The following is an 18,778-nucleotide window of genomic DNA, read 5'->3' as shown; positions in this document are numbered from 1 at the left end:
GTCTCGTACGGCCGACGATCTCGACACGCAGGACGACCGGGGTATCCGGTTCACCCGCCGGACGTGTCCTGATCTTGGCGGAGTCGAGTGCCAGGGAGTCGGTGTCCACGACGACGCCGGCCGGGTCACCAGCCCCCGTCCACCACCGCCCGTTCCCGGCCCTATCGTGACTCACATGCAGTCCTACACAATCGGCCAGGCGGCACGGCTGCTCGGCGTGAGCCCGGACACCGCCCGGCGCTGGGCGGACGCCGGCCGGGTGGCCACCCACCGCGACGAGAGCGGCCGCCGTCTCATCGACGGAAAGGACCTCGCCGCGTTCTCCGTCGAGCTAGCCAGGGGCGGAACCACCGAGGAAGACGCCCCGTACACCTCGGTCCGCAACGCCTTCCCCGGCATCGTCACCGCGATCAAGCTCGGCGACGTCGCGGCCCAGGTGGAGATCCAGGCCGGCCCGCACCGCCTGGTCTCCCTGCTCACCCGCGAGGCCGTGGAGGATCTGGGCCTGGAGGTCGGCATGGAGGCCACCGCCCGGGTGAAGTCGACGAACGTGCACATCGACCGCGTCTGAGCGGGAGCGGCCTCCGCCGTTCAGGCGTTGACCGGACGGCGAGGACCGCGAGACGTGACAGGCGGCCGCCGCCCGTGCGAAGTGGCGTTCACGCGCGAGCGCGACGCGGTACCGCCGACGCAGCGGCATGCGTGGCCCACGCGTGAATCGGGAGTCGAGCCCGTGCGGCCTGCTCCGGACGCGATGAGCCCCCCTGGGGCGCCCGGTCGACGAGCGAGATCGTCGCCCCGGTCACCCCGCTCTTGTCGACGCCCTACCGCTGGTGGCGCACTCGAAACTGGCCCGCACCCGGTGCTGACGCCAGCCGAGCAGGTCCGGCACGGTCAGGCGGGTCGGGCGGGCGAGGTCTCCGATCAGGGAGAGCTCCGCGAGCGTCACGTGCCACCACCTCCCGGATTACGGTACCCGGACGACAGCCACGTACAAACGCACATGCCCACCCCAACCCGGCCTGCAAACAGATCATGCGATGCCACAGGAGACTTACGCCTCGCATCTGCGGCAGTATCATCGCTGCACGGTACGCACGAGATCGTGGAAGGGCCCGACGGCTCTCAGGTGAAGCAGCAGAGGGAGTAGACCCGTGATGACCCGTCCCGCACGCCGGACCCGCCGCACCCTGCAGATGGCCGGTGCGGGTGCCGCCGCACTGCTGGCGCTGAGCGCCTGCTCGTCCTCCGACTCGGACTCGGACTCGTCCGCCAAATCCGACTCCTCGGTCTCGGCGTCGCCGAAGCTCTCCGGCACCGTCACCGTCTTCGCGGCCGCCTCCCTCAAGGAGAGCTTCACGACCCTGGGCAAGGAGTTCGAGAAGGAGCACCCGGGGACGAGCGTCACCTTCAACTTCGGCGGCAGCGACAGCCTCGCCGCCGGCATCACCGGCGGCGCCCCCGCGGACGTCTTCGCCGCCGCCAGCGCCAAGACCATGGCGATCGTGACGGACAAGAAGGACGCGGCCACCACGCCCGTCACCTTCGTCCGCAACCAGTTGGAGATCGCCACCCTGCCGGGCAACCCCGACAAGATCGCCTCCCTGAAGGACCTCACCAAGTCCGGCCTGAAGGTCGTCCTGTGCGACAAGACGGTGCCGTGCGGCGCCGCCGCCCAGAAGGCGCTGGACGCCGGCAGCCTCAAGCTGACCCCGGTCTCCTACGAGCAGGACGTCAAGAGCGCCCTGACGAAGGTCGAACTGAAGGAGGCCGACGCAGCGGTCGTCTACAAGACCGATGTGCACGCGGCCGGTGACAAGGTGGAAGGCGTTGAGTTCCCCGAGTCCTCCGACGCCATCAACGACTACCCGATCGCCCTGCTCAAGGACGCGCCCAACGCCGAGGCCGCCAAGGCGTTCATCGCGCTGGTGCAGTCCGCCGAGGGTCAGAAGGTCCTGACCGAGGCCGGGTTCCTGAAGCCGTGACCCCGACCGACAAGGCCGAAGCCGCGGGCGACACCCTCAAGGGCGGCCCGCGGCGCGGCCGCGTCCGCGAGCGCCCCCGGGGCGTCCCACTGCCCCTGCTCCTGCCCGCGCTCGTGGGCCTCGCCTTCCTGCTCCTGCCCCTGATCGCCCTGCTCGTACGGGCACCCTGGAGCAGCATGCCCGAGCAGCTGACCAGCACCGAGGTCTGGCAGGCCCTCCGGCTGTCCCTCGTCTGCGCCACGGCGGCGACCGCGGTGAGCCTGGTCATCGGCGTCCCCCTGGCCTGGGTGCTGGCCCGCACGGATTTTCCCGGCCGTGGCTTCGTTCGCGCCCTGGTGACCCTGCCCCTCGTCCTGCCTCCGGTCGTCGGCGGTGTGGCGCTGCTGCTCGCGCTCGGCCGCAACGGGGTCGTCGGCCAGTGGCTGGACGCCTGGTTCGGGATCACGCTGCCGTTCACCACGACCGGCGTCGTCGTCGCGGAGACCTTCGTGGCGATGCCGTTCCTCGTCATCAGCGTCGAGGGCACGTTGCGGGCCGCCGACCCGCGCTACGAGGAGGCGGCCGCCACCCTGGGCGCCTCCCGCTTCACCGCGTTCCGCCGGGTGACCCTGCCGCTGATCGCGCCGGGCATCGCGGCGGGTGCCGTCCTCGCCTGGGCCCGCGCGCTCGGCGAGTTCGGTGCGACGATCACCTTCGCGGGCAACTTCCCCGGCCGCACCCAGACCATGCCGCTCGCGGTCTACCTCGCCCTGCAGAACGACCCGGAGGCGGCGATCGCGCTCAGCCTGGTGCTGCTGGCCGTGTCGATCGCGGTACTGGCGGGCTTGCGGGACCGTTGGATGACGGCCTCATGACGCCGCGACCAGCAGCACGGACCAGCAGGCCACGAGCACCTCTGCGGCACCCCCTGCACCTGCCGGAGAGCGCCGCGAAGACCTCTGCCCAGATCCCCCGACCATGCCGGACGATTGCTTCATGACCGATCTTGACGCCGCCGAGGCCGGCCTCGCCTCCGAGGACGCTCGCGGCCAGGGCCTCGACGCCCGTCTCGTCGTGGACCGCGGCGCCTTCCGCCTCGACGTGACACTGTCCGCCGCACCCGGTGACGTCGTCGCTCTGCTCGGCCCGAACGGCGCCGGCAAGACCACGGCTCTGCGCGCACTCGCGGGTCTCGTCCCGCTCACGGCCGGCCATCTGCGTCTCGACGGCGCATCGTTGGACCGTACGCCTCCGGAGTCGCGCCCGGTCGGCGTGGTCTTCCAGGACTACCTGCTCTTCCCGCACCTGACGGCTCTGGACAACGTGGCCTTCGGCCCGCGCTGCCGGGGCGCGAGCAGGGCGCAGGCCCGTGCACAGGCCGCCGAATGGCTGGACCGCATGGGCCTGGCCGACCACACCGGTGCCAAGCCCCGCCGCCTCTCGGGCGGTCAGGCGCAGCGCGTCGCCCTCGCCCGCGCCCTGGCCACCCACCCCCGCCTGCTGCTCCTCGACGAACCCCTGGCCGCCCTGGACGCCCGCACCCGCCTTGAGGTGCGGGCCCAACTCCGCCGTCACCTGGACGAGTTCGAGGCGGTCGCCGTCCTGGTCACCCACGACCCGCTGGACGCCATGGTGCTGGCCGACCGGCTGATCGTCGTCGAGCACGGCCGCGTCGTCCAGGAGGGCACCCCGTCCGACATCGCCCGCCACCCGCGTACGGACTACATCGCGCAGCTGGTCGGTCTGAACCTGTACCGAGGGCAGGCCGAAGGTCACACGGTCCGCCTCGACGGGGGTCCGGCCCTCACCACCACCGAGGACCTCTCGGGAGGAGTCTTCGTGGCCTTCCCTCCGAGCGCGGTCACCCTCCACCGGGACCGCCCCACCGGCACCAGCGCCCGCAACCTCTGGCACTGCGAGGTCGCGGGCCTGGAGACCCACGGCGACCAGATCCGCGCCGCCCTCACCGGCGAACTCCCGCTCGCCGCGGACCTGACCACGGTCGCCGCGGCCGAACTCGACCTGCACCCGGGCGCACCGGTCTGGGCGACGGTGAAGGCGACGCAGACGCACGCGTACCCGGCCTGACGCCAAGGCCGATGCACGCCGGTTACGGTGGGGCCACCCAGGACCCACATCAGGACAAACCCCACCTTCTGCGAGGCATCCCATGAGCCTGAGCATCCGCAACCAGATCCCTGGCACCGTCACCGCCGTCACCCCGGGCGAGGTCATGGCAACGGTCAAGGTCCGCCTGACCGGAGGCCAGGACCTCACCGCGGCGATCACCCTGGAGGCCGTCGAGGAACTCGGCCTCACAGCGGGCTCCGCCGTACGCGCTCTGGTGAAGGCGACGGAGGTCTCCCTCGCCACGGGCGGGGTGGACGGCCTCTCCATCCGCAACCAGCTGCCCGGCACGGTGCGTGATGTCGCCACCGGCGGTGCCATGGCCACCGTCAAGGTCGCCGTCGACGGTGCCGAGCTGACCGCGGCGATCACCAAGGACGCCGCCACCGACCTCGGCCTGTCGACGGGCTCCCCCGTCATCGCCCTGATCAAGTCGACCGAGGTGTCACTCGCGTCCGCGTGAACGCGCAGGGGCTCCGCCCCGACCGACCGGCCGAAGCGGAGGCCTCGTCACATGCCCCGAGCGACTCGAGGGGCGCGGGGAACTGCGCGACCGGCCCCCACCGGCCCGCAGTTTCGTCACCGCGCTTCCAGCGGAGCGCTCAGTCCTCGTACGCGTCCAGCGGCGGGCACGAGCAGACCAGGTTCCGGTCGCCGAAGGCCTGGTCGATACGGCGCACCGGCGGCCAGTACTTGTCGGCGGCCGAGACGCCGGCCGGGAAGACGGCCTCCTCCCGGCTGTATGCGTGCTCCCACTTCCCGCCGAGGGCGGCAGCGGTGTGCGGAGCGCCCCGCAGCGGGTTGTCCTCGGCCGGCCAGTCGCCCGCGCCGACCTTCTCGATCTCCGCGCGGATGGCGATCATCGCCTCGCAGAACCGATCCAGCTCGATCAGGTCCTCGGACTCGGTCGGCTCGATCATCAGCGTCCCGGCCACCGGGAACGACATCGTCGGCGCGTGGAACCCGTAGTCGATGAGCCGCTTGGCGACGTCGTCGACGCTCACGCCGGTCGCCTTGGTGAGCGGCCGCAGGTCGATGATGCACTCGTGCGCGACCAGCCCGGCCGGGCCGGTGTAGAGCACGGGGTAGTGCGGCTCGAGCCGCTTGGCGATGTAGTTGGCGGAGAGCACCGCCACCTGAGTGGCCCGCTTGAGTCCCTCACCGCCCATGAGGCGGACGTACGCCCACGAGATCGGCAGGATGCCCGCGGAACCCCACGGGGCCGCCGAAATCGGACCGACCCCGGTCTCCGGACCGGCCGCGGGCTGCATCGGGTGGTTCGGCAGGTACGGCGCCAGATGCGACCGTACGGCCACGGGGCCGACGCCGGGGCCGCCGCCGCCGTGCGGGATGCAGAACGTCTTGTGCAGGTTCAGGTGCGAGACGTCGCCACCGAAGTGCCCCGGCTGGGCGAGCCCCACCAGCGCGTTGAGGTTGGCGCCGTCCACATAGACCTGGCCGCCCGCCTCGTGCACCTGCGCACAGATGTCGGCGACATGCTCCTCGAACACGCCGTGCGTCGACGGGTACGTGATCATCAGCACCGACAGTCGGTCGCGGTACTGCTCGATCTTCGACCGCAGGTCCTCGACGTCGATCTCGCCGTCCTCGGCGGTCTTCACGACGACGACCTTCATGCCGGCCATGACGGCGCTGGCGGCGTTGGTGCCGTGCGCGGAGGACGGGATCAGACAGACGGTGCGCTGCTCGTCCCCGTTGGCCCGGTGGTACCCGCGTACGGCGAGCAGACCGGCCAGCTCGCCCTGCGACCCGGCGTTGGGCTGGAGGGAGACCTTGTCGTAGCCGGTGACCTCGGCGAGCCGCTCCTCCAGCTCATGGATGAGCGTGAGGTAGCCCTGCGCCTGCTCGGCGGGCGCGAAGGGGTGCAGCTGGCCGAACTCGGGCCAGGTGACCGGCTCCATCTCCGTGGTCGCGTTGAGCTTCATGGTGCAGGAGCCCAGCGGGATCATGCCGCGGTCGAGCGCGTAGTCGCGGTCGGCCAGCCTGCGCAGGTAGCGCAGCATCGCGGTCTCGGAGCGGTGCTGGTGGAAGACCGGGTGGGTGAGGTACGTGTCGGTGCGCTGCAGCGCGGCCGGCAGGGCGTCCTCGGTGACTACGTCCAGGGCTTCTATGTCGGCCTCGACCCCGAACGCCGTCCACACGGCGGCGATCTGTGCCCGCGTGGTGGTCTCGTCGCAGGCGAGCGACACATGGTCGGCGTCGACGAGGTGCAGGTTGACGCCGTCCTCGCGCGCCGCGGCCACGGTCTCGGCGGCCCGGCCCGGCACCCGCGCGGTGAGCGTGTCGAAGTAGGCGCCGTGGACGACCTCGACACCGCCGGCGGTGAGGCCCGCGGCGAGGAGCGTGGCGTAGCGGTGGGTGCGCTGGGCGATGGCCTTCAGGCCCTCGGGCCCGTGGTAGACGGCGTACATCCCGGCCATCACCGCGAGCAGCACCTGCGCGGTGCAGATGTTGCTGGTCGCCTTCTCCCGGCGGATGTGCTGCTCACGCGTCTGCAGAGCAAGGCGGTAGGCCCGGTTCCCGTCCGCGTCGACGGAGACGCCCACGAGCCGCCCGGGCAGGCTGCGTGCGAACTTCTCGTGCACGGCCATGTAGCCGGCGTGCGGTCCGCCGAAGCCCATCGGCACGCCGAAGCGTTGCGTCGTACCGACCGCGATGTCCGCGCCGAGCTCGCCCGGCGAGGTCAGCAGGGTCAGCGCGAGCAGGTCCGCGGCGACGGTGACCAGCGCGCCCAGCTCGTGGGCCTGGTCGATGACCGGCTTGAGGTCGCGCACGGCACCGGAGGCGCCCGGATACTGGATCAGCACGCCGTTGATCTCGCGCTCGGCGATCTCCGCCGGAATGCCGCCGCTGAGGTCGGCGACGACGACCTCGACGCCGGTCGGCTCGGCGCGGGTCTCGATCACGGCGATGGTCTGCGGCAGCGCGTCCGCGTCGACCAGGAAAAGGCCCTTCTTGTTCTTGCCCATGCGCCGGGACAGCGCCATGGCCTCGGCCGCGGCCGTGCCCTCGTCCAGCAGCGAGGCGCCCGACGTCGGGAGTCCGGTGAGCTCGGCGACCATGGTCTGGAAGTTCAGCAGCGCCTCGAGGCGGCCCTGCGAGATCTCCGGCTGGTACGGCGTGTACGCCGTGTACCAGGCCGGGTTCTCCATGACGTTGCGCAGGATGACGGGCGGCGTGAAGGTCCCGTAGTAGCCGAGACCGATCATGGAGCCGAGGACCTGGTTGCGGTCCGCGAGGGAACGCAGCTCGTCCAGCACCTCGGCCTCGGTGCGCGCACCCGGCAGGTCGAGCGCGTCGGCGTTCTTGATCACGTCCGGCACCGCGGCTGCTGTGAGCTCGTCCAGCGAGCCGTAGCCGACCTGCGCGAGCATCTTGGCCCGCGCCTCGTGGTCGGGCCCGATGTGGCGCTGCTCGAACGGGATTCCCTGTTCGAGCTCGGAGAGCGGAATGCGGTGGGCGGTCATTGCGGAGGCCTCCTGGTCTGACGCGACCTGCGAGGGGCACCACGGCGCGGGTACCCGGACGGCCTCCCCCTCTGTCATCTCAACCTGAGAGCTTCACCGGGTCGCCCAGGAGGGGTCACCGGCTTTCACCGTCGGTGAGAGCGGATGCCGTCGACACCCGCTCTGCTTTCCAGAGTGACCTCGTCCGTGCGGTACGTGGGCCTGAGAGATTCCGGGGAGGATTTGCTCCTTCGGCGCCTCCGATGATGTCCGGAGGACTCTCCCGCACGGGGTCAGCAGCCGTTCGCCAGCCTACCAGCGAGGTCGACGTCGGATCCTTCGAGTGGCCGCCTTCCTGAATGTGCTCTTTTGTAGTGCTTACGGATGAGTTGCGACCAAGAGGAGGGCCCGTGCAGACCGATATCGATCCGCGCAACCTGATCGGCCGCAAGGCGTTCGACCGCAACGGCACCAAGATCGGCACCATTGACGAGGTCTACCTCGACGACGCGACCGGTGTGCCGGAGTGGGCAGCCATACGTACCGGCCTGTTCTCAAGGGACGCCTTCGTCCCGCTCGAGCCCAGCGAACTGATCGAGGGCGCCCTGCGTGTCCCCTTCGACCGCGCCCTGATCAAAGACGCCCCCGACTTCGGTGTCGGCCGCCACCTCTCCCCCGAACAGGAACTCCAGCTCTACCACCACTATGGCCTCGACATCGCCGCTCCTCCCCCGTTCCCGGACCACGACTTCGGCAAGCTGGCAGGCACGGACGAGACCTGAAGGCTGCGCGAGGGCGGGCCGACGGACCGGGCGTTCCGCCCGCAGGCGGCCCGAGAACCCGCGCCCGGGTCCTTCCTTCCGGGCCGGCCGGGCCCCGGCAAGGCGCCGGGCCCGCGACGCTCATCCTGGCTCTGCTTCCCGGGAAGGCCGTCACTGGGCAAGCTGCCGCACCGGGCTCACCCCGAGGCAGCCGACCGCTCCCCCCCGACACCGTCGTCCACAGCCGGGACCTCGCCATCCTCCGGTCTTCGCCGCACCAGCGGCAGTGGATCCGCCGCTTCCAGGTCCGGGTCGTCGATCCGGAAAGTCCGTACCCGCCCCGGTTCCGAGTCGGGCGTCTCGAACCGCACGGTGACCCGCCCGAGGCCGCTGCCCTGCACCCATCCGTGCCCGTACTCGGCGTGCCGCACGTCGTGCCCGGCCGGCCAACGCCTCTCCACCGGCTCCTGCGGCTCCTGCACGGGTTCGTCCACCGCCGACTCCTCCAGCGCACCCTCCGACCGCTCACCGGCCGCCTGTGCGAACAGATCCTCCTGCGTGTAGTCGGCGAGCCCGGACACGCCCACCCCGAGCAGCCGCACACCGCCCGTTGTGTCCACGGAGTCCAGCAGCCGGGCGGCCGCCTCCCGTACGACCGCCGGATCGTCCGTGGGCCCCCGCAGCGTCTCGGACCGGGTCAGCGTGGAGAAGTCGTACCGCCGCACCTTCAGCACGATGGTCCGCCCGGACAGCCCGGCCCCGCGCAGCCGCCGCACGCACCGGTCGGCCAGCCGCTGCACCTCGAGCCCCACCCTGAGCCGGTCGTGGATGTCCACGTCGTAGGTGTCCTCGACCGACACCGACTTGGCCTCCCGCTCGGCCACGACGGGCCGGTCGTCGCGCGCCTGCGCCATGGCGTGCAGCGCGTGCCCGTGCGCCTTGCCCAGCAGCCGTACGAGCTCGTCCTCGCCCGCCCCGGCGATCTCGTCGACCGTGGTGATCCCGGCCCGCCGCAGATGGTCCCCGGTGGCCGGTCCGACACCCGGCAGCGTCCGCACCGGCATGGGCCCGAGCAGCGCCCGCTCGGTGCCCGGCTCGATCAGCACCAGCCCGTCCGGCTTCGCCTGCTCGGAGGCGATCTTCGCCAGCATCTTGGAGGCGGCGAGCCCCACGGACCCCGTGAGCCCCGTGCCGGCCCGTATGTCGGCGCGCAGCTTCAGGCCGGCCAGCCGGGCCGACTCCGCGTCCCAGGCGGCTTCCCCGGCCTCCAGGTCCACGAACGCCTCATCCAGGCTCAGCGGCTCCACCAGCGGCGACAACGCCCGCAGCAGCCCCATCACCTGCTCGCTGATCGACCGGTAGAACCCGAAGCGCGGCACCAGGTACGCCGCGTTCGGAGCCAGCCGGCGCGCCTGGGCCATGGGCATCGCGGAATGAACCCCGAAGACCCGCGCCTCGTACGAAGCGGTCGCCACCACCCCGCGCGGCCCGAGCCCGCCCACGACGACGGCCTTTCCGCGCAGGCTCGGCTTGGACGCCTGCTCCGCCGAGGCGAAGAAGGCATCCATGTCGAGATGCAGGATCGTGGGCGCGGTTCTCACATCTCCGATGCTGCCCTACGCCACTGACAATGCCCCGTACGGCTCCGGGGCAGGGCTCAGACGGCCCGGTTGCGCCGCCGCGCCAGCTCATCGGCAGGGTTGGGCCCGACCAGGGTCTCACCCGTGTCGATCCGCTCCCCGTGCAGCTGCGACAGGGCGCTCTCCACGTCCCGCCACACCACGCCCACAGCGATCCCGAAGACGCCCTGACCGCCCTGGAGCAGCGCATGGACCTCGTCGGGCGAGGTGCACTCGTAGACCGTGGCGCCGTCGCTCATCAGCGTCATGCGCTCCAGGTCACTGAAGCCCCGCTCCCTGAGGTGCTGTACGGCGGTGCGGATGTTCTGCAGCGACACCCCGGTGTCGAGGAACCGCTTGACGATCTTCAGGACGACCACGTCGCGAAAGCTGTACAGCCGCTGTGTCCCCGATCCGTAGGCGGGCCGCACACTCGGCTCGACCAGCCCGGTACGGGCCCAGTAGTCGAGTTGCCGGTAGGTGATGCCGGCGGCCGCACAGGCCGTCGGGCCTCGATAGCCGATCTGCTCGGACGCCATGGACGTCGCCCCTCCGCTGCTCGGCACGGCCGTCGGTCGCTGCGGAGCGTGACCGGCCGCGTTGCTGTGAAGCGGGTACGGACCGCTCGCCCCGAAACCGTGTCCGGGGGCACCCCCAGCCATACCGCCGCCGCTGCTGCTCACGCCGACCTCCGTCCTTGACCTGCCTTCTCGACGGTAGGCAGTCACCAGGGGCGCGTCAACGATCGCCACACTCGGCACGCCGAGTGATAATCACCCTAAGAGTGGTTTCCCGCACCCCACCGCGGGGAAAGGCTAGCCGAATGCTCTCGGAGAGAGCCGCAGGACGCTCTCACTCGCCGCTGGCAATTGCCGCCGTTGCGGCCCGTCACCGGGCCACGGCACCTTGTCACGCACCGGCTCTGCTACTGGCTGCTGCTCCCGAAGTCCTCGGGCGAGATCTGGTCGAGGAACTCGCGGAACTTCTCCACCTCGTCCTCCTGCTCGTCCGGGATCGCGATGCCCGCGTCGTCGAGCACCGTGTCACTGCCGTAGATCGGCGTCCCGGTACGCAGCGCCAGCGCTATGGCATCGGACGGACGGGCACTGACCTCGACCCCGCTGGCGAAGACCAGCTCCGCGTAGAAGACGCCTTCACGCAGGTCCGTGATGCGCACTTCGGTGAGCTCCTGGCCAACGGCTTCCAACACGTCCTTGAACAGGTCGTGGGTCAGCGGTCGCGCGGGGGCCATGCCCTGCTGGGCGAAGGCGATGGCCGTCGCCTCCCCCGGCCCGATCCAGATGGGGAGGTAGCGGTCGCCTCCCACTTCACGCAGGAGCACGATCGGTTGGTTGGAGGGCATTTCGACCCGGACACCTACGACATCGAGCTCGTTCACACAGCAACCCTAGGCCGTGCCCGGGACGTTTGGGTAGTCGGGCCGGGAACGGGTGCCCGATCACGCCTCCCGGGACCACCCCGGTTCAGCGCAGCCGGACCCCGAGCGCGGTCTGTACCAGTGCCGCGTGCAACTTCACCGTGAGGCCCGCCAGCTCCTTGGTACGGTCCTCCGCGTGTGCCCTGGTCTGCGGATTGCGGTGGCGCTTGAGGGGGGCCACCACCTGGTCCACAAGCCCGGCCTCGCGGTCCGCGGCGGCCTTCATCACCCGCAGATGCCGAGGCTCGATCCCGAACCGTCCCAGCTCGGTGACGAGCGAGGCCACCGTGACCGCCTCGGCGTCGTACACCTCGCCCTCCAACGGGGTGATGAGCCCGTAGGACTCCCACTCCTGGAGTTCCTGCTCGCCGATCTCCGCGGCGGCCAGCAGCGCGGCCCGCCCGATCCGGGCCGCGGTGGGTCCGTCGGACACCTCCGGCAGGGCCTCGCCGTCCCGCTGGCGCCCCACGGCCGGCAGCCGTACGGCCTCACCGCGCTCCATCGCCTCCAGGTGCTCGCGGATCACCTTGAGCGGCAGATAGTGGTCCCGCTGCATCCTCAGGACATGACCGAGGCGCTCGACATCCTGGGTGCTGAACTTGCGATACCCCGAGGGGGTCCGCTGCGGCTCGATGAGGCCCTCCGACTCCAGGAAACGGATCTTGGAGATGGTGACCTCGGGGAACTCCTCGCGCAGCACGTTCAGCACCGTGCCGATACTCATCAGCCCACTGTCCGCCGCGGCGGCGCCGTGCCCGGCACCGCCGCCCGGTGTTCGAAGCATGGACCTTCCCTGGGGTCCCCCCGGACGGAGTCTGGGGGGACGGTCAGTAGCCTCGCTGGCTCGCGTAGAAGACCAGCCGGTACTTGCCGATCTGCACCTCGTCACCGTTCGACAGAGCGACCTGGTCGATCCGCTCACGGTTGACGTACGTGCCGTTGAGGCTGCCCACGTCGGCGACCGCGAACGTGCCGTCCTGGCCACGTCGGAACTCCACGTGCCGACGTGACACCGTCACGTCATCCAGGAAGATGTCGCTCTGCGGGTGACGCCCGGCCGTGGTCAGCTCACCGTCCAGGAGGAAGCGGCTGCCCGAGTTGGGCCCCCGGCGCACGACCAGGAGCGCGGAACCCAGCGGCAGCGCGTCGACGGCCGCCTGCGCCTCGGGCGACAGCATCGGCACCGGCGTCTGACCGGTGACTTCGGCGTCGTAGGCCTCGATGCCGGAGATCGAGATCGTGGACGTCGTCTCCGACGCCCGCTCGGGCGTCAGGCCGGGGCGCAGCGGCGCGCCGCAGTTGGAGCAGAAACGGCTGTTCTCGCCGTTGCGGTTACCGCACCTCGTACATACCAGGGCCGACACGGAAAACCCTCCACCCGCACTTGAGGTTGACGGTTGCCCGAAACCTATGCCTCCGGACTGGGCAGGGTCAACAGACGGCGCGCCCTGACCTCCGGAAATGTCGCCGCCGGGACCAGCCACCTGGTCCCGGAACAGCGGCCGCCGGCCCTCTGCATCAGGCTGTGCGCGATGGCGAGCGGTCGCGTTGTCGCTGCCCTCTCGCGCGCTCTTGCCGAACAACTTCGCAAACAACTTCACGGGCGATTCCCCTTGACCGAAACAGACCCGCCCGTGGGGCAGGACGAACCCTGACTCATTACGCCGGTCGAACCGGACATCCTCACAACGTCCGTATCCACCAGACAGTTTCCACCACGCACCACCCATTCGGTGCGCCGACCCCCCGCAACCTCATGCCCTCGCGCGTCGGCCGCCATGCACCCCCGGTTCACTGGGAGGACGACCGAGCGTAGTCAGGCCGCTTCGCCGCCCGCAAGGCGTCCACGACGATCTTGCTCGAACGCTCGACGGTGACCGTGGCCTGCTCCTTCTCCATTGTCTGCACCACGCCTCCGGGGATGTTGAGCGCCGGTTCGAGATCCTGCGGCTTGCCGATGACCTTGAAACGATAGGGAGCTTTGATCTGGTTCCCGTCGACGCTCACGCTCTTGCCGGAGTCCGTCAGATACGTGCCGGCGACCACACGCACGCCGTTCACCTGGATCGCCTCCGCACCGGCCGCGCGCAGCTCCTGGATCGCGTCGAGCAGCATGTCCGCCTCGACCGTCCCCTTGGTGTCCTCGATCGTCATCGTGATGCCGGGCCCCTGCGCGGCCACCGTGCCCGCGAGAATGCCGAGTTGCCTCTCCTTCTCGACCGTCTGCTTACGGGCCTCCTCAGCCTGGTCGGAGCTGTTCTCCAACTCGTCGCGCTGCTTTTCCAGACCTTGCTTCTCGTCCTCAAGACGCTGAGTACGGTCGTCGAGTTCATCGAGAATGCGCACAAGGTCTTCCTGGCGGGCCCCGCGCAGCGCGCTGTCACTGTCGCTGTTCGACGCCACCTGCACGGCCAGCCCGAAGCCGAGACCGAACAGCAGCACGGCCACGATGAGTTGGGCACGGGAGACGCGCGGCGGCCACAGCCCCTTCACCAGCCGCTGACGGCCGGTCAGCGTGGACCCGGACGTCTCCTCGCGGCCCCGCTCGGGCTCGGGAACCTGCGCGGGCACCTCATCGGGCAGTTCCTTGCGCAGCCTGTGCTCGGGCTCGGGCTCGGGCTGCTCGTCCTGGTGGCTCATCGGTGATCTCACGCCCGGAACACATGCCGGCGGATGGCCGCGGCGTTGGAGAAGATGCGGATGCCCAGGACGACCACGACACCCGTGGAGAGCTGGGCACCCACACCCAACTTGTCGCCGAGGAACACGATCAGCGCGGCCACGACGACGTTCGACAGGAACGACACCACGAAGACCTTGTCGTCGAAGATGCCGTCGAGCATGGCGCGCAGTCCTCCGAAGACGGCGTCCAGAGCCGCCACGACGGCGATCGGCAGGTAAGGCTCGACGACCGCCGGAACCTCAGGCCGGACCAACAGGCCGGCCACGACTCCCACGACGAGGCCCAGTACGGCGATCACGATGTGCCCTTCTCGGTTATCGGCTGTGCTGTACGTACGATCACACTCGGTGCGGCGGGCAACCGGAGGGCGTCCTCCGTGGAGATGCTGGTCCGGATGCCGTAGTTCTCCTGCAGGGCGTTCAGATACAGGCCGTCGGCGCTGTTCTGGAACCTGGTGCTCAGCCGCTTGCCGTCCCCCACCGCGAGCACCGTGTACGGCGGCACCAGCGGCTTGTTGTCGACCAGTATCGCGTCACCCGCGGCCCTGATCGCCGACAGCGCCGTCAGCCGCTGTCCATTGATGGAGATCGCCTCGGCGCCCGACTCCCACAGCCCGTTGACCACGCGCTGCATGTCCCGGTCGCGCACCCGCCCGGTGTCGGAGAAACCGGACGTCTCACGCGGATCGCCGTCACCGCCGGTGGTGGCTTCCTTGGCGTCGTTCACGACCAGTTTCACGCCGGGGCCGTGCACCTCTGCGGCGCCCGACAGGATGCCCACCAGCTCCGCCTGGTCACCGCCGCCGCTCTGGTTGAGCGCCTCGCGCTGCCGCGCGCTCACGTCGTCCCTGAGCGAGTCGACGGTGCCCTCGAGCTTGTCCGCCTTCTCCGTCTCCCGGTCGATGCGGTCGATCAGCTCCTGGCGCTCCTTGGCGACGACCGGGGCCGCGACCCGCGCCTGCGCCGCGCCCACGGTGACGACGAGCGCCGCCAGCACCAGGCCGGCGGCGAGACCGAGCTTCGCGCTGAGCGTCCTGGGCATGCCGAAGCCGCCTTCGGACTTCTTCCGGGCGGCAGCCTCGGCGTATCCGTCGTCGAGGCTGTGGTCCATGACGTTGGTGAGCAGCGACATGGACGCGTCCGGACGCGACGGGCGCGTAATTGTGCTCCGAACGGGGGGCTGCTGCGGCATGCCGCACATCGTCGCATGTCGCGACCGCTACCTCCGAATGGCCCCACCTGCGTGCCGGACAGGCCCCCTTGGGGACACTTGTCCGGCACGCACGCGTACCGGGTGTTTCAGCGGCCGGCGCTGTCCACGACCGCCGACCACTCGTCCAGCAGGGCCTGCGCGGAGGCGTCGTCCGGCCCTTCCGCCCACAGGTGCGTGACCGCTTCGGCCGGGTCGGGCAGCACCATCACCCAGCGCCCGTCGGTCTCCACGACCCGCACACCGTCAGTGGTGTCCACGAAGCGGTCTCCTGCCTCCTCGACCACGCGCCGCATGACCAGTCCCTTCACGGCCCACGGAGTCGCCAGATCCCGCTTGAGGACGTGCGCCCGCGGAATCCGCGCGTCGATCTGGCTGAGCGTGAGCTGCGTCCGTGCCACCAGCCCGATGAGCCGTACGAAGGCAGCCGTACCGTCGAAGACGCTGCTGAACTCCGGGACGATGAATCCGCCCTTGCCGTCCCCGCCGAAGATGGTCGTCTCGTCACGCCCGACCCGGGTCAGGTCGTCGGGCGAAGTCGTCGTCCACTCCACCTGGGTCCCGTGGTAGGCCGCCACCTGCTCGGCGATCCGGGTCGTGGTCACCGGCAGCGCCACCCGGCCGCTGCGCCGCTCCGCGGCCACGAGATCGAGCATCACGAGCAGCGCCCGGTCGTCCTCCACGATCCGCCCCTTCTCGTCGACGAGCGACAGCCGCTCACCGACAGGGTCGAACCGCACTCCGAACGCGGCCCTGGAGGACGCGACGATCTCGCCGAGCCGCACCAGCCCCGACCGCCGCACATCGGCACTCTCCGTCGGCCTGGACTCGTCGAGACCGGGATTGATGGTCAGCGAGTCCACCCCGAGCTTGCCGAGCAGGCTGGGCAGGACGAGCCCGGCGGAGCCGTTCGACGCGTCGACCACGACCTTCAGCCCGGACTCGGCGATGCCGGTCGTGTCGACGTTCCGCAGTAGCGAACCGGTGTACGAGTCGAAGACGCTGGCCGGGAAGTACAGGTCCCCGATCTCTCCCGGGAACGCACGCCGGTACTCCTGTCGCGCGAACACCCTGTCCAGCTTCCGTTGGCTGGCCTGCGACAGGTCCGCGCCCTGCCCGTCGAAGAACATGATGTCCACGGAGTCGGGCACACCCGGGGAGGTCCTGATCATGATCCCGCCGGCACTGCCCCGCGCGGTCTGCTGCCGGGCGACGGGCAGCGGTACGTTCTCCAGATCCCGAACGTCGATGGCGCTGGCCTGCAACGCGGAGATGACGGCCCGCTTCAGCGCGCGGGCACCACGGGAGTGGTCGCGGGCCGTGGTGACCGTGGAGCCCTTCTTGAGCGTCGTCGCATAGGCTCCGGCGAGCCGCACGGCGAGCTCCGGCGTGATCTCCACGTTCAGGATCCCGGACACCCCGCGGGCACCGAACAGATGGGCCTGTCCTCGCGACTCCCAGATCACCGAGGTGTTGACGAAGGCGCCCGCCTCGATGGTCTTGAACGGATAGACCCGCACATTGCCCTGCACGATCGATTCTTCGCCGACCAGGCACTCGTCACCGATGACCGCGCCGTCCTCGATCCTGGCGGCACGCATGATGTCGGTGTTCTTGCCGACCACACAGCCCCGCAGATTGCTGTGCTGTCCCACGTAGACGTTGTCGTGCACCACGGCCCTGTGCAGGAAGGCACCGGTCTTCACGACGACGTTCGAGCCCACGACGGTGTGCTCGCGGATCTCGGCGCCGGCCTCGACCTTGGCGTAGTCACCGATGTAGAGCGGCCCCCGGAGTACGGCGTCCGGATGCACCTCGGCACCCTCCGCCACCCATACGCCCGGGGAGATCTCGAAGCCGTCGAGCTCGACGTCGACCTTTCCCTCCAGGACGTCGGCCTGCGCCTTCACATAGCTCTCGTGCGTACCGACGTCCTCCCAGTAACCCTCGGCGATATAGCCGTAGATCGGCTTGCCCTCCTTCATCAGCTGTGGGAAGACGTCGCCGGACCAGTCGACGGGCACATCCGGCTCGACATAGTTGAACACCTCGGGCTCCATGACGTAGATGCCCGTGTTCACGGTGTCCGAGAAGACCTGCCCCCAGGTCGGCTTCTCAAGGAAGCGCTCGACCTTGCCCTCTTCGTCGACGATGGTGATGCCGAATTCCAGCGGATTGGGTACGCGCGTCAGACAGACGGTGACCAGCGCACCCTTTTCCTTGTGGAAGCTGATCAGCTCGGTCAGGTCGAAGTCGGTCAGCGCATCGCCGGAGATGACGAGGAAAGCATCGTCCTTCAACGCTTCCTCGGCGTTCTTGACGCTTCCGGCGGTACCGAGTGGCTTCTCCTCATTGGCATAGGTGAGCTCCATCCCGAGCTCTTCGCCGTCTCCGAAGTAGTTCTTGACGAGCGATGCCAGGAACTGCACAGTTACGACGGTCTCGTTGAGCCCATGCCTTTTGAGCAGCCGCAGAACGTGCTCCATGATCGGCCGGTTGGCCACCGGCAGGAGCGGCTTGGGCATACTCGAGGTCATGGGGCGAAGGCGTGTGCCTTCGCCTCCGGCCATCACGACGGCCTTCATGTCGGAAGCGTCCTCCTCTAAGAGACGACGGTCTAGCCGACTTCACCCGTCCTGATTGTCCCGCACTTTTCCGCAACGGGCCATCGAGCCACTGTTACCGCCGAAGGGCGAGCTCAGTCGGCCATGGCGTCCGCACGAACCAGACGGCGGACTTGTACCACGTAGAGGACTCCTGCCCACCAGTACAGGGTTGTACCCCATCCTGCGAACGCCCATCCGAAAACAGCGGCAAGTGACGCGATCCATCCACTTCCGTCACTGAGCAGGAGCAGCGGGAAGGCGTACATCAGGTTGAAGGTGGCGGCCTTGCCCAGGAAGTTAACCTGGGGCGGCGGATAGCCGTGCCGCCGGAGGATGCCCACCATCACCAGCAGAACCAGCTCACGCGCAAGAAGTACAGCGGTCAACCAGATAGGCAGAATCTCGCGCCAGGTGAGCCCGACCAACGTCGAGAGAATGTAGAGTCGGTCGGCCGCGGGGTCGAGGAGCCGGCCGAGGCTGCTGATCTGGTTCCAGCGCCGTGCCAGCTTGCCGTCCAGGTAGTCGCTGACTCCACTCAGCGCCAGTACGAGTAGGGCCCAGCCGTCGCTCTTGGGACCCCCGAACTCGGGCCTGAGGATCAGCCACAGGAAGACAGGTACGCCGACGAGGCGGGCCATGCTCAGGATGTTCGGGATGGTGAGGACCCGGTCTGTCTGGACACGGGTCTCCTGGACCTCCACCCGGGGGCCTCCAGTAGAAAATAAGCCAACGATGCCCCCTGACCTTACCTCAACGCAAAAAAGCTCTGGCTCTTGGGCTGGTGCCCAAGAGCCAGAGCTCTAAAAGGAGTTCGGCGGCGTCCTACTCTCCCACAGGGTCCCCCCTGCAGTACCATCGGCGCTGTAAGGCTTAGCTTCCGGGTTCGGAATGTAACCGGGCGTTT

General features: G+C 69.6%; 18 protein-coding genes, 1 rRNA gene and 1 riboswitch. Of the genes, 6 read left to right on the top strand and 13 right to left on the bottom strand.

What is annotated here, in order from left to right; translation table 11 throughout:
- Positions 1–175: 175 nt before the first annotated feature.
- A complete protein-coding gene (locus ACFY16_RS32530) occupies positions 176–571 on the top strand; it encodes a molybdopterin-binding protein (RefSeq protein WP_390650802.1) in 396 nt (131 codons plus the stop codon).
- A gap of 231 nt (positions 572–802) precedes the next feature.
- Here the strand turns inward: ACFY16_RS32530 and ACFY16_RS32525 are convergent, their stop codons facing one another.
- On the bottom strand, positions 803–949 hold the full coding sequence (locus tag ACFY16_RS32525) for a hypothetical protein (protein ID WP_390650801.1): 147 nt from the start codon (positions 947–949) through the stop codon (positions 803–805).
- A gap of 208 nt (positions 950–1,157) precedes the next feature.
- Here ACFY16_RS32525 and modA point away from each other — a divergent pair, with 208 nt between their 5' ends.
- The 4 genes from modA (at position 1,158) to ACFY16_RS32505 (ending at position 4,554) form a co-directional block, all read left to right on the top strand.
- Positions 1,158–1,985 carry a molybdate ABC transporter substrate-binding protein gene (gene modA, locus ACFY16_RS32520; protein ID WP_390650800.1) on the top strand — a complete coding sequence of 276 codons (828 nt, stop codon included), beginning with the start codon at positions 1,158–1,160 and terminating at the stop codon, positions 1,983–1,985.
- Positions 1,982–2,839, top strand: coding sequence for an ABC transporter permease (locus ACFY16_RS32515; protein ID WP_390650799.1), 858 nt, complete (start codon positions 1,982–1,984; stop codon positions 2,837–2,839). Before modA ends, ACFY16_RS32515 begins: the two co-directional genes overlap by 4 nt.
- A gap of 121 nt (positions 2,840–2,960) precedes the next feature.
- Positions 2,961–4,052, top strand: a complete 1,092-nt coding sequence (locus ACFY16_RS32510) for an ABC transporter ATP-binding protein (RefSeq protein ID WP_390650798.1) — start codon at positions 2,961–2,963, stop codon at positions 4,050–4,052.
- An 82-nt stretch (positions 4,053–4,134) separates the two neighbouring features.
- Positions 4,135–4,554 (top strand): molybdopterin-binding protein, encoded by a 420-nt coding sequence (locus tag ACFY16_RS32505; RefSeq protein ID WP_390650797.1) that lies wholly within the window; start codon positions 4,135–4,137, stop codon positions 4,552–4,554.
- Between the two features lie 139 nt (positions 4,555–4,693).
- On the opposite strand, the gene gcvP is transcribed toward ACFY16_RS32505, so the two are convergent.
- Entirely contained in the window at positions 4,694–7,579 is a 2,886-nt protein-coding gene (gcvP, locus tag ACFY16_RS32500) for an aminomethyl-transferring glycine dehydrogenase (RefSeq protein WP_390650796.1), read from the bottom strand.
- Between the two features lie 179 nt (positions 7,580–7,758).
- Positions 7,759–7,854, bottom strand: a riboswitch (glycine riboswitch).
- A 114-nt stretch (positions 7,855–7,968) separates the two neighbouring features.
- Between gcvP and ACFY16_RS32495 the strand changes: the two genes are divergently transcribed.
- Positions 7,969–8,340: a PRC-barrel domain-containing protein gene (locus ACFY16_RS32495; RefSeq protein WP_390650795.1), complete on the top strand. Its 372-nt coding sequence runs from the start codon at positions 7,969–7,971 to the stop codon at positions 8,338–8,340.
- Between the two features lie 176 nt (positions 8,341–8,516).
- On the opposite strand, the gene ACFY16_RS32490 is transcribed toward ACFY16_RS32495, so the two are convergent.
- From ACFY16_RS32490 to rrf, 11 genes are all read right to left on the bottom strand, one after another.
- Complete coding sequence (locus ACFY16_RS32490) at positions 8,517–9,920, bottom strand: DNA polymerase IV (protein ID WP_390650794.1); 1,404 nt, start codon at positions 9,918–9,920, stop codon at positions 8,517–8,519.
- Between the two features lie 56 nt (positions 9,921–9,976).
- A complete protein-coding gene (locus tag ACFY16_RS32485; RefSeq protein WP_390650793.1) occupies positions 9,977–10,621 on the bottom strand; it encodes a MerR family transcriptional regulator in 645 nt (214 codons plus the stop codon).
- A 242-nt stretch (positions 10,622–10,863) separates the two neighbouring features.
- Complete coding sequence (locus tag ACFY16_RS32480; RefSeq protein WP_003988851.1) at positions 10,864–11,337, bottom strand: bifunctional nuclease family protein; 474 nt, start codon at positions 11,335–11,337, stop codon at positions 10,864–10,866.
- Between the two features lie 85 nt (positions 11,338–11,422).
- A complete protein-coding gene (locus tag ACFY16_RS32475; protein WP_390650792.1) occupies positions 11,423–12,160 on the bottom strand; it encodes a MerR family transcriptional regulator in 738 nt (245 codons plus the stop codon).
- Between the two features lie 43 nt (positions 12,161–12,203).
- Complete coding sequence (locus tag ACFY16_RS32470) at positions 12,204–13,106, bottom strand: FHA domain-containing protein (RefSeq protein WP_390650791.1); 903 nt, start codon at positions 13,104–13,106, stop codon at positions 12,204–12,206.
- 61 nt (positions 13,107–13,167) lie between these two features.
- Positions 13,168–14,016 (bottom strand): DUF881 domain-containing protein, encoded by an 849-nt coding sequence (locus ACFY16_RS32465; protein ID WP_390650790.1) that lies wholly within the window; start codon positions 14,014–14,016, stop codon positions 13,168–13,170.
- A gap of 8 nt (positions 14,017–14,024) precedes the next feature.
- Positions 14,025–14,357, bottom strand: coding sequence for a small basic family protein (locus tag ACFY16_RS32460; protein WP_003988855.1), 333 nt, complete (start codon positions 14,355–14,357; stop codon positions 14,025–14,027).
- Positions 14,354–15,190 carry a DUF881 domain-containing protein gene (locus ACFY16_RS32455; protein WP_390650789.1) on the bottom strand — a complete coding sequence of 279 codons (837 nt, stop codon included), beginning with the start codon at positions 15,188–15,190 and terminating at the stop codon, positions 14,354–14,356. Before ACFY16_RS32455 ends, ACFY16_RS32460 begins: the two co-directional genes overlap by 4 nt.
- A 167-nt stretch (positions 15,191–15,357) precedes the next feature.
- Positions 15,358–17,853, bottom strand: a complete 2,496-nt coding sequence (locus ACFY16_RS32450; RefSeq protein WP_390650788.1) for a sugar phosphate nucleotidyltransferase — start codon at positions 17,851–17,853, stop codon at positions 15,358–15,360.
- Between the two features lie 113 nt (positions 17,854–17,966).
- On the bottom strand, positions 17,967–18,575 hold the full coding sequence (locus ACFY16_RS32445) for a CDP-alcohol phosphatidyltransferase family protein (RefSeq protein WP_351150835.1): 609 nt from the start codon (positions 18,573–18,575) through the stop codon (positions 17,967–17,969).
- A 108-nt stretch (positions 18,576–18,683) separates the two neighbouring features.
- A 5S ribosomal RNA gene (gene rrf / locus ACFY16_RS32440) occupies positions 18,684–18,778 on the bottom strand; the annotation flags it as partial.

It is taken from the genome of Streptomyces sp. NPDC001315, assembly GCF_042896175.1.
Lineage (GTDB): Bacteria > Actinomycetota > Actinomycetes > Streptomycetales > Streptomycetaceae > Streptomyces.
The sequence above is the reverse complement of the archived record's forward strand: the minus strand, read 5'-3'. Positions and strand labels throughout refer to the sequence as shown.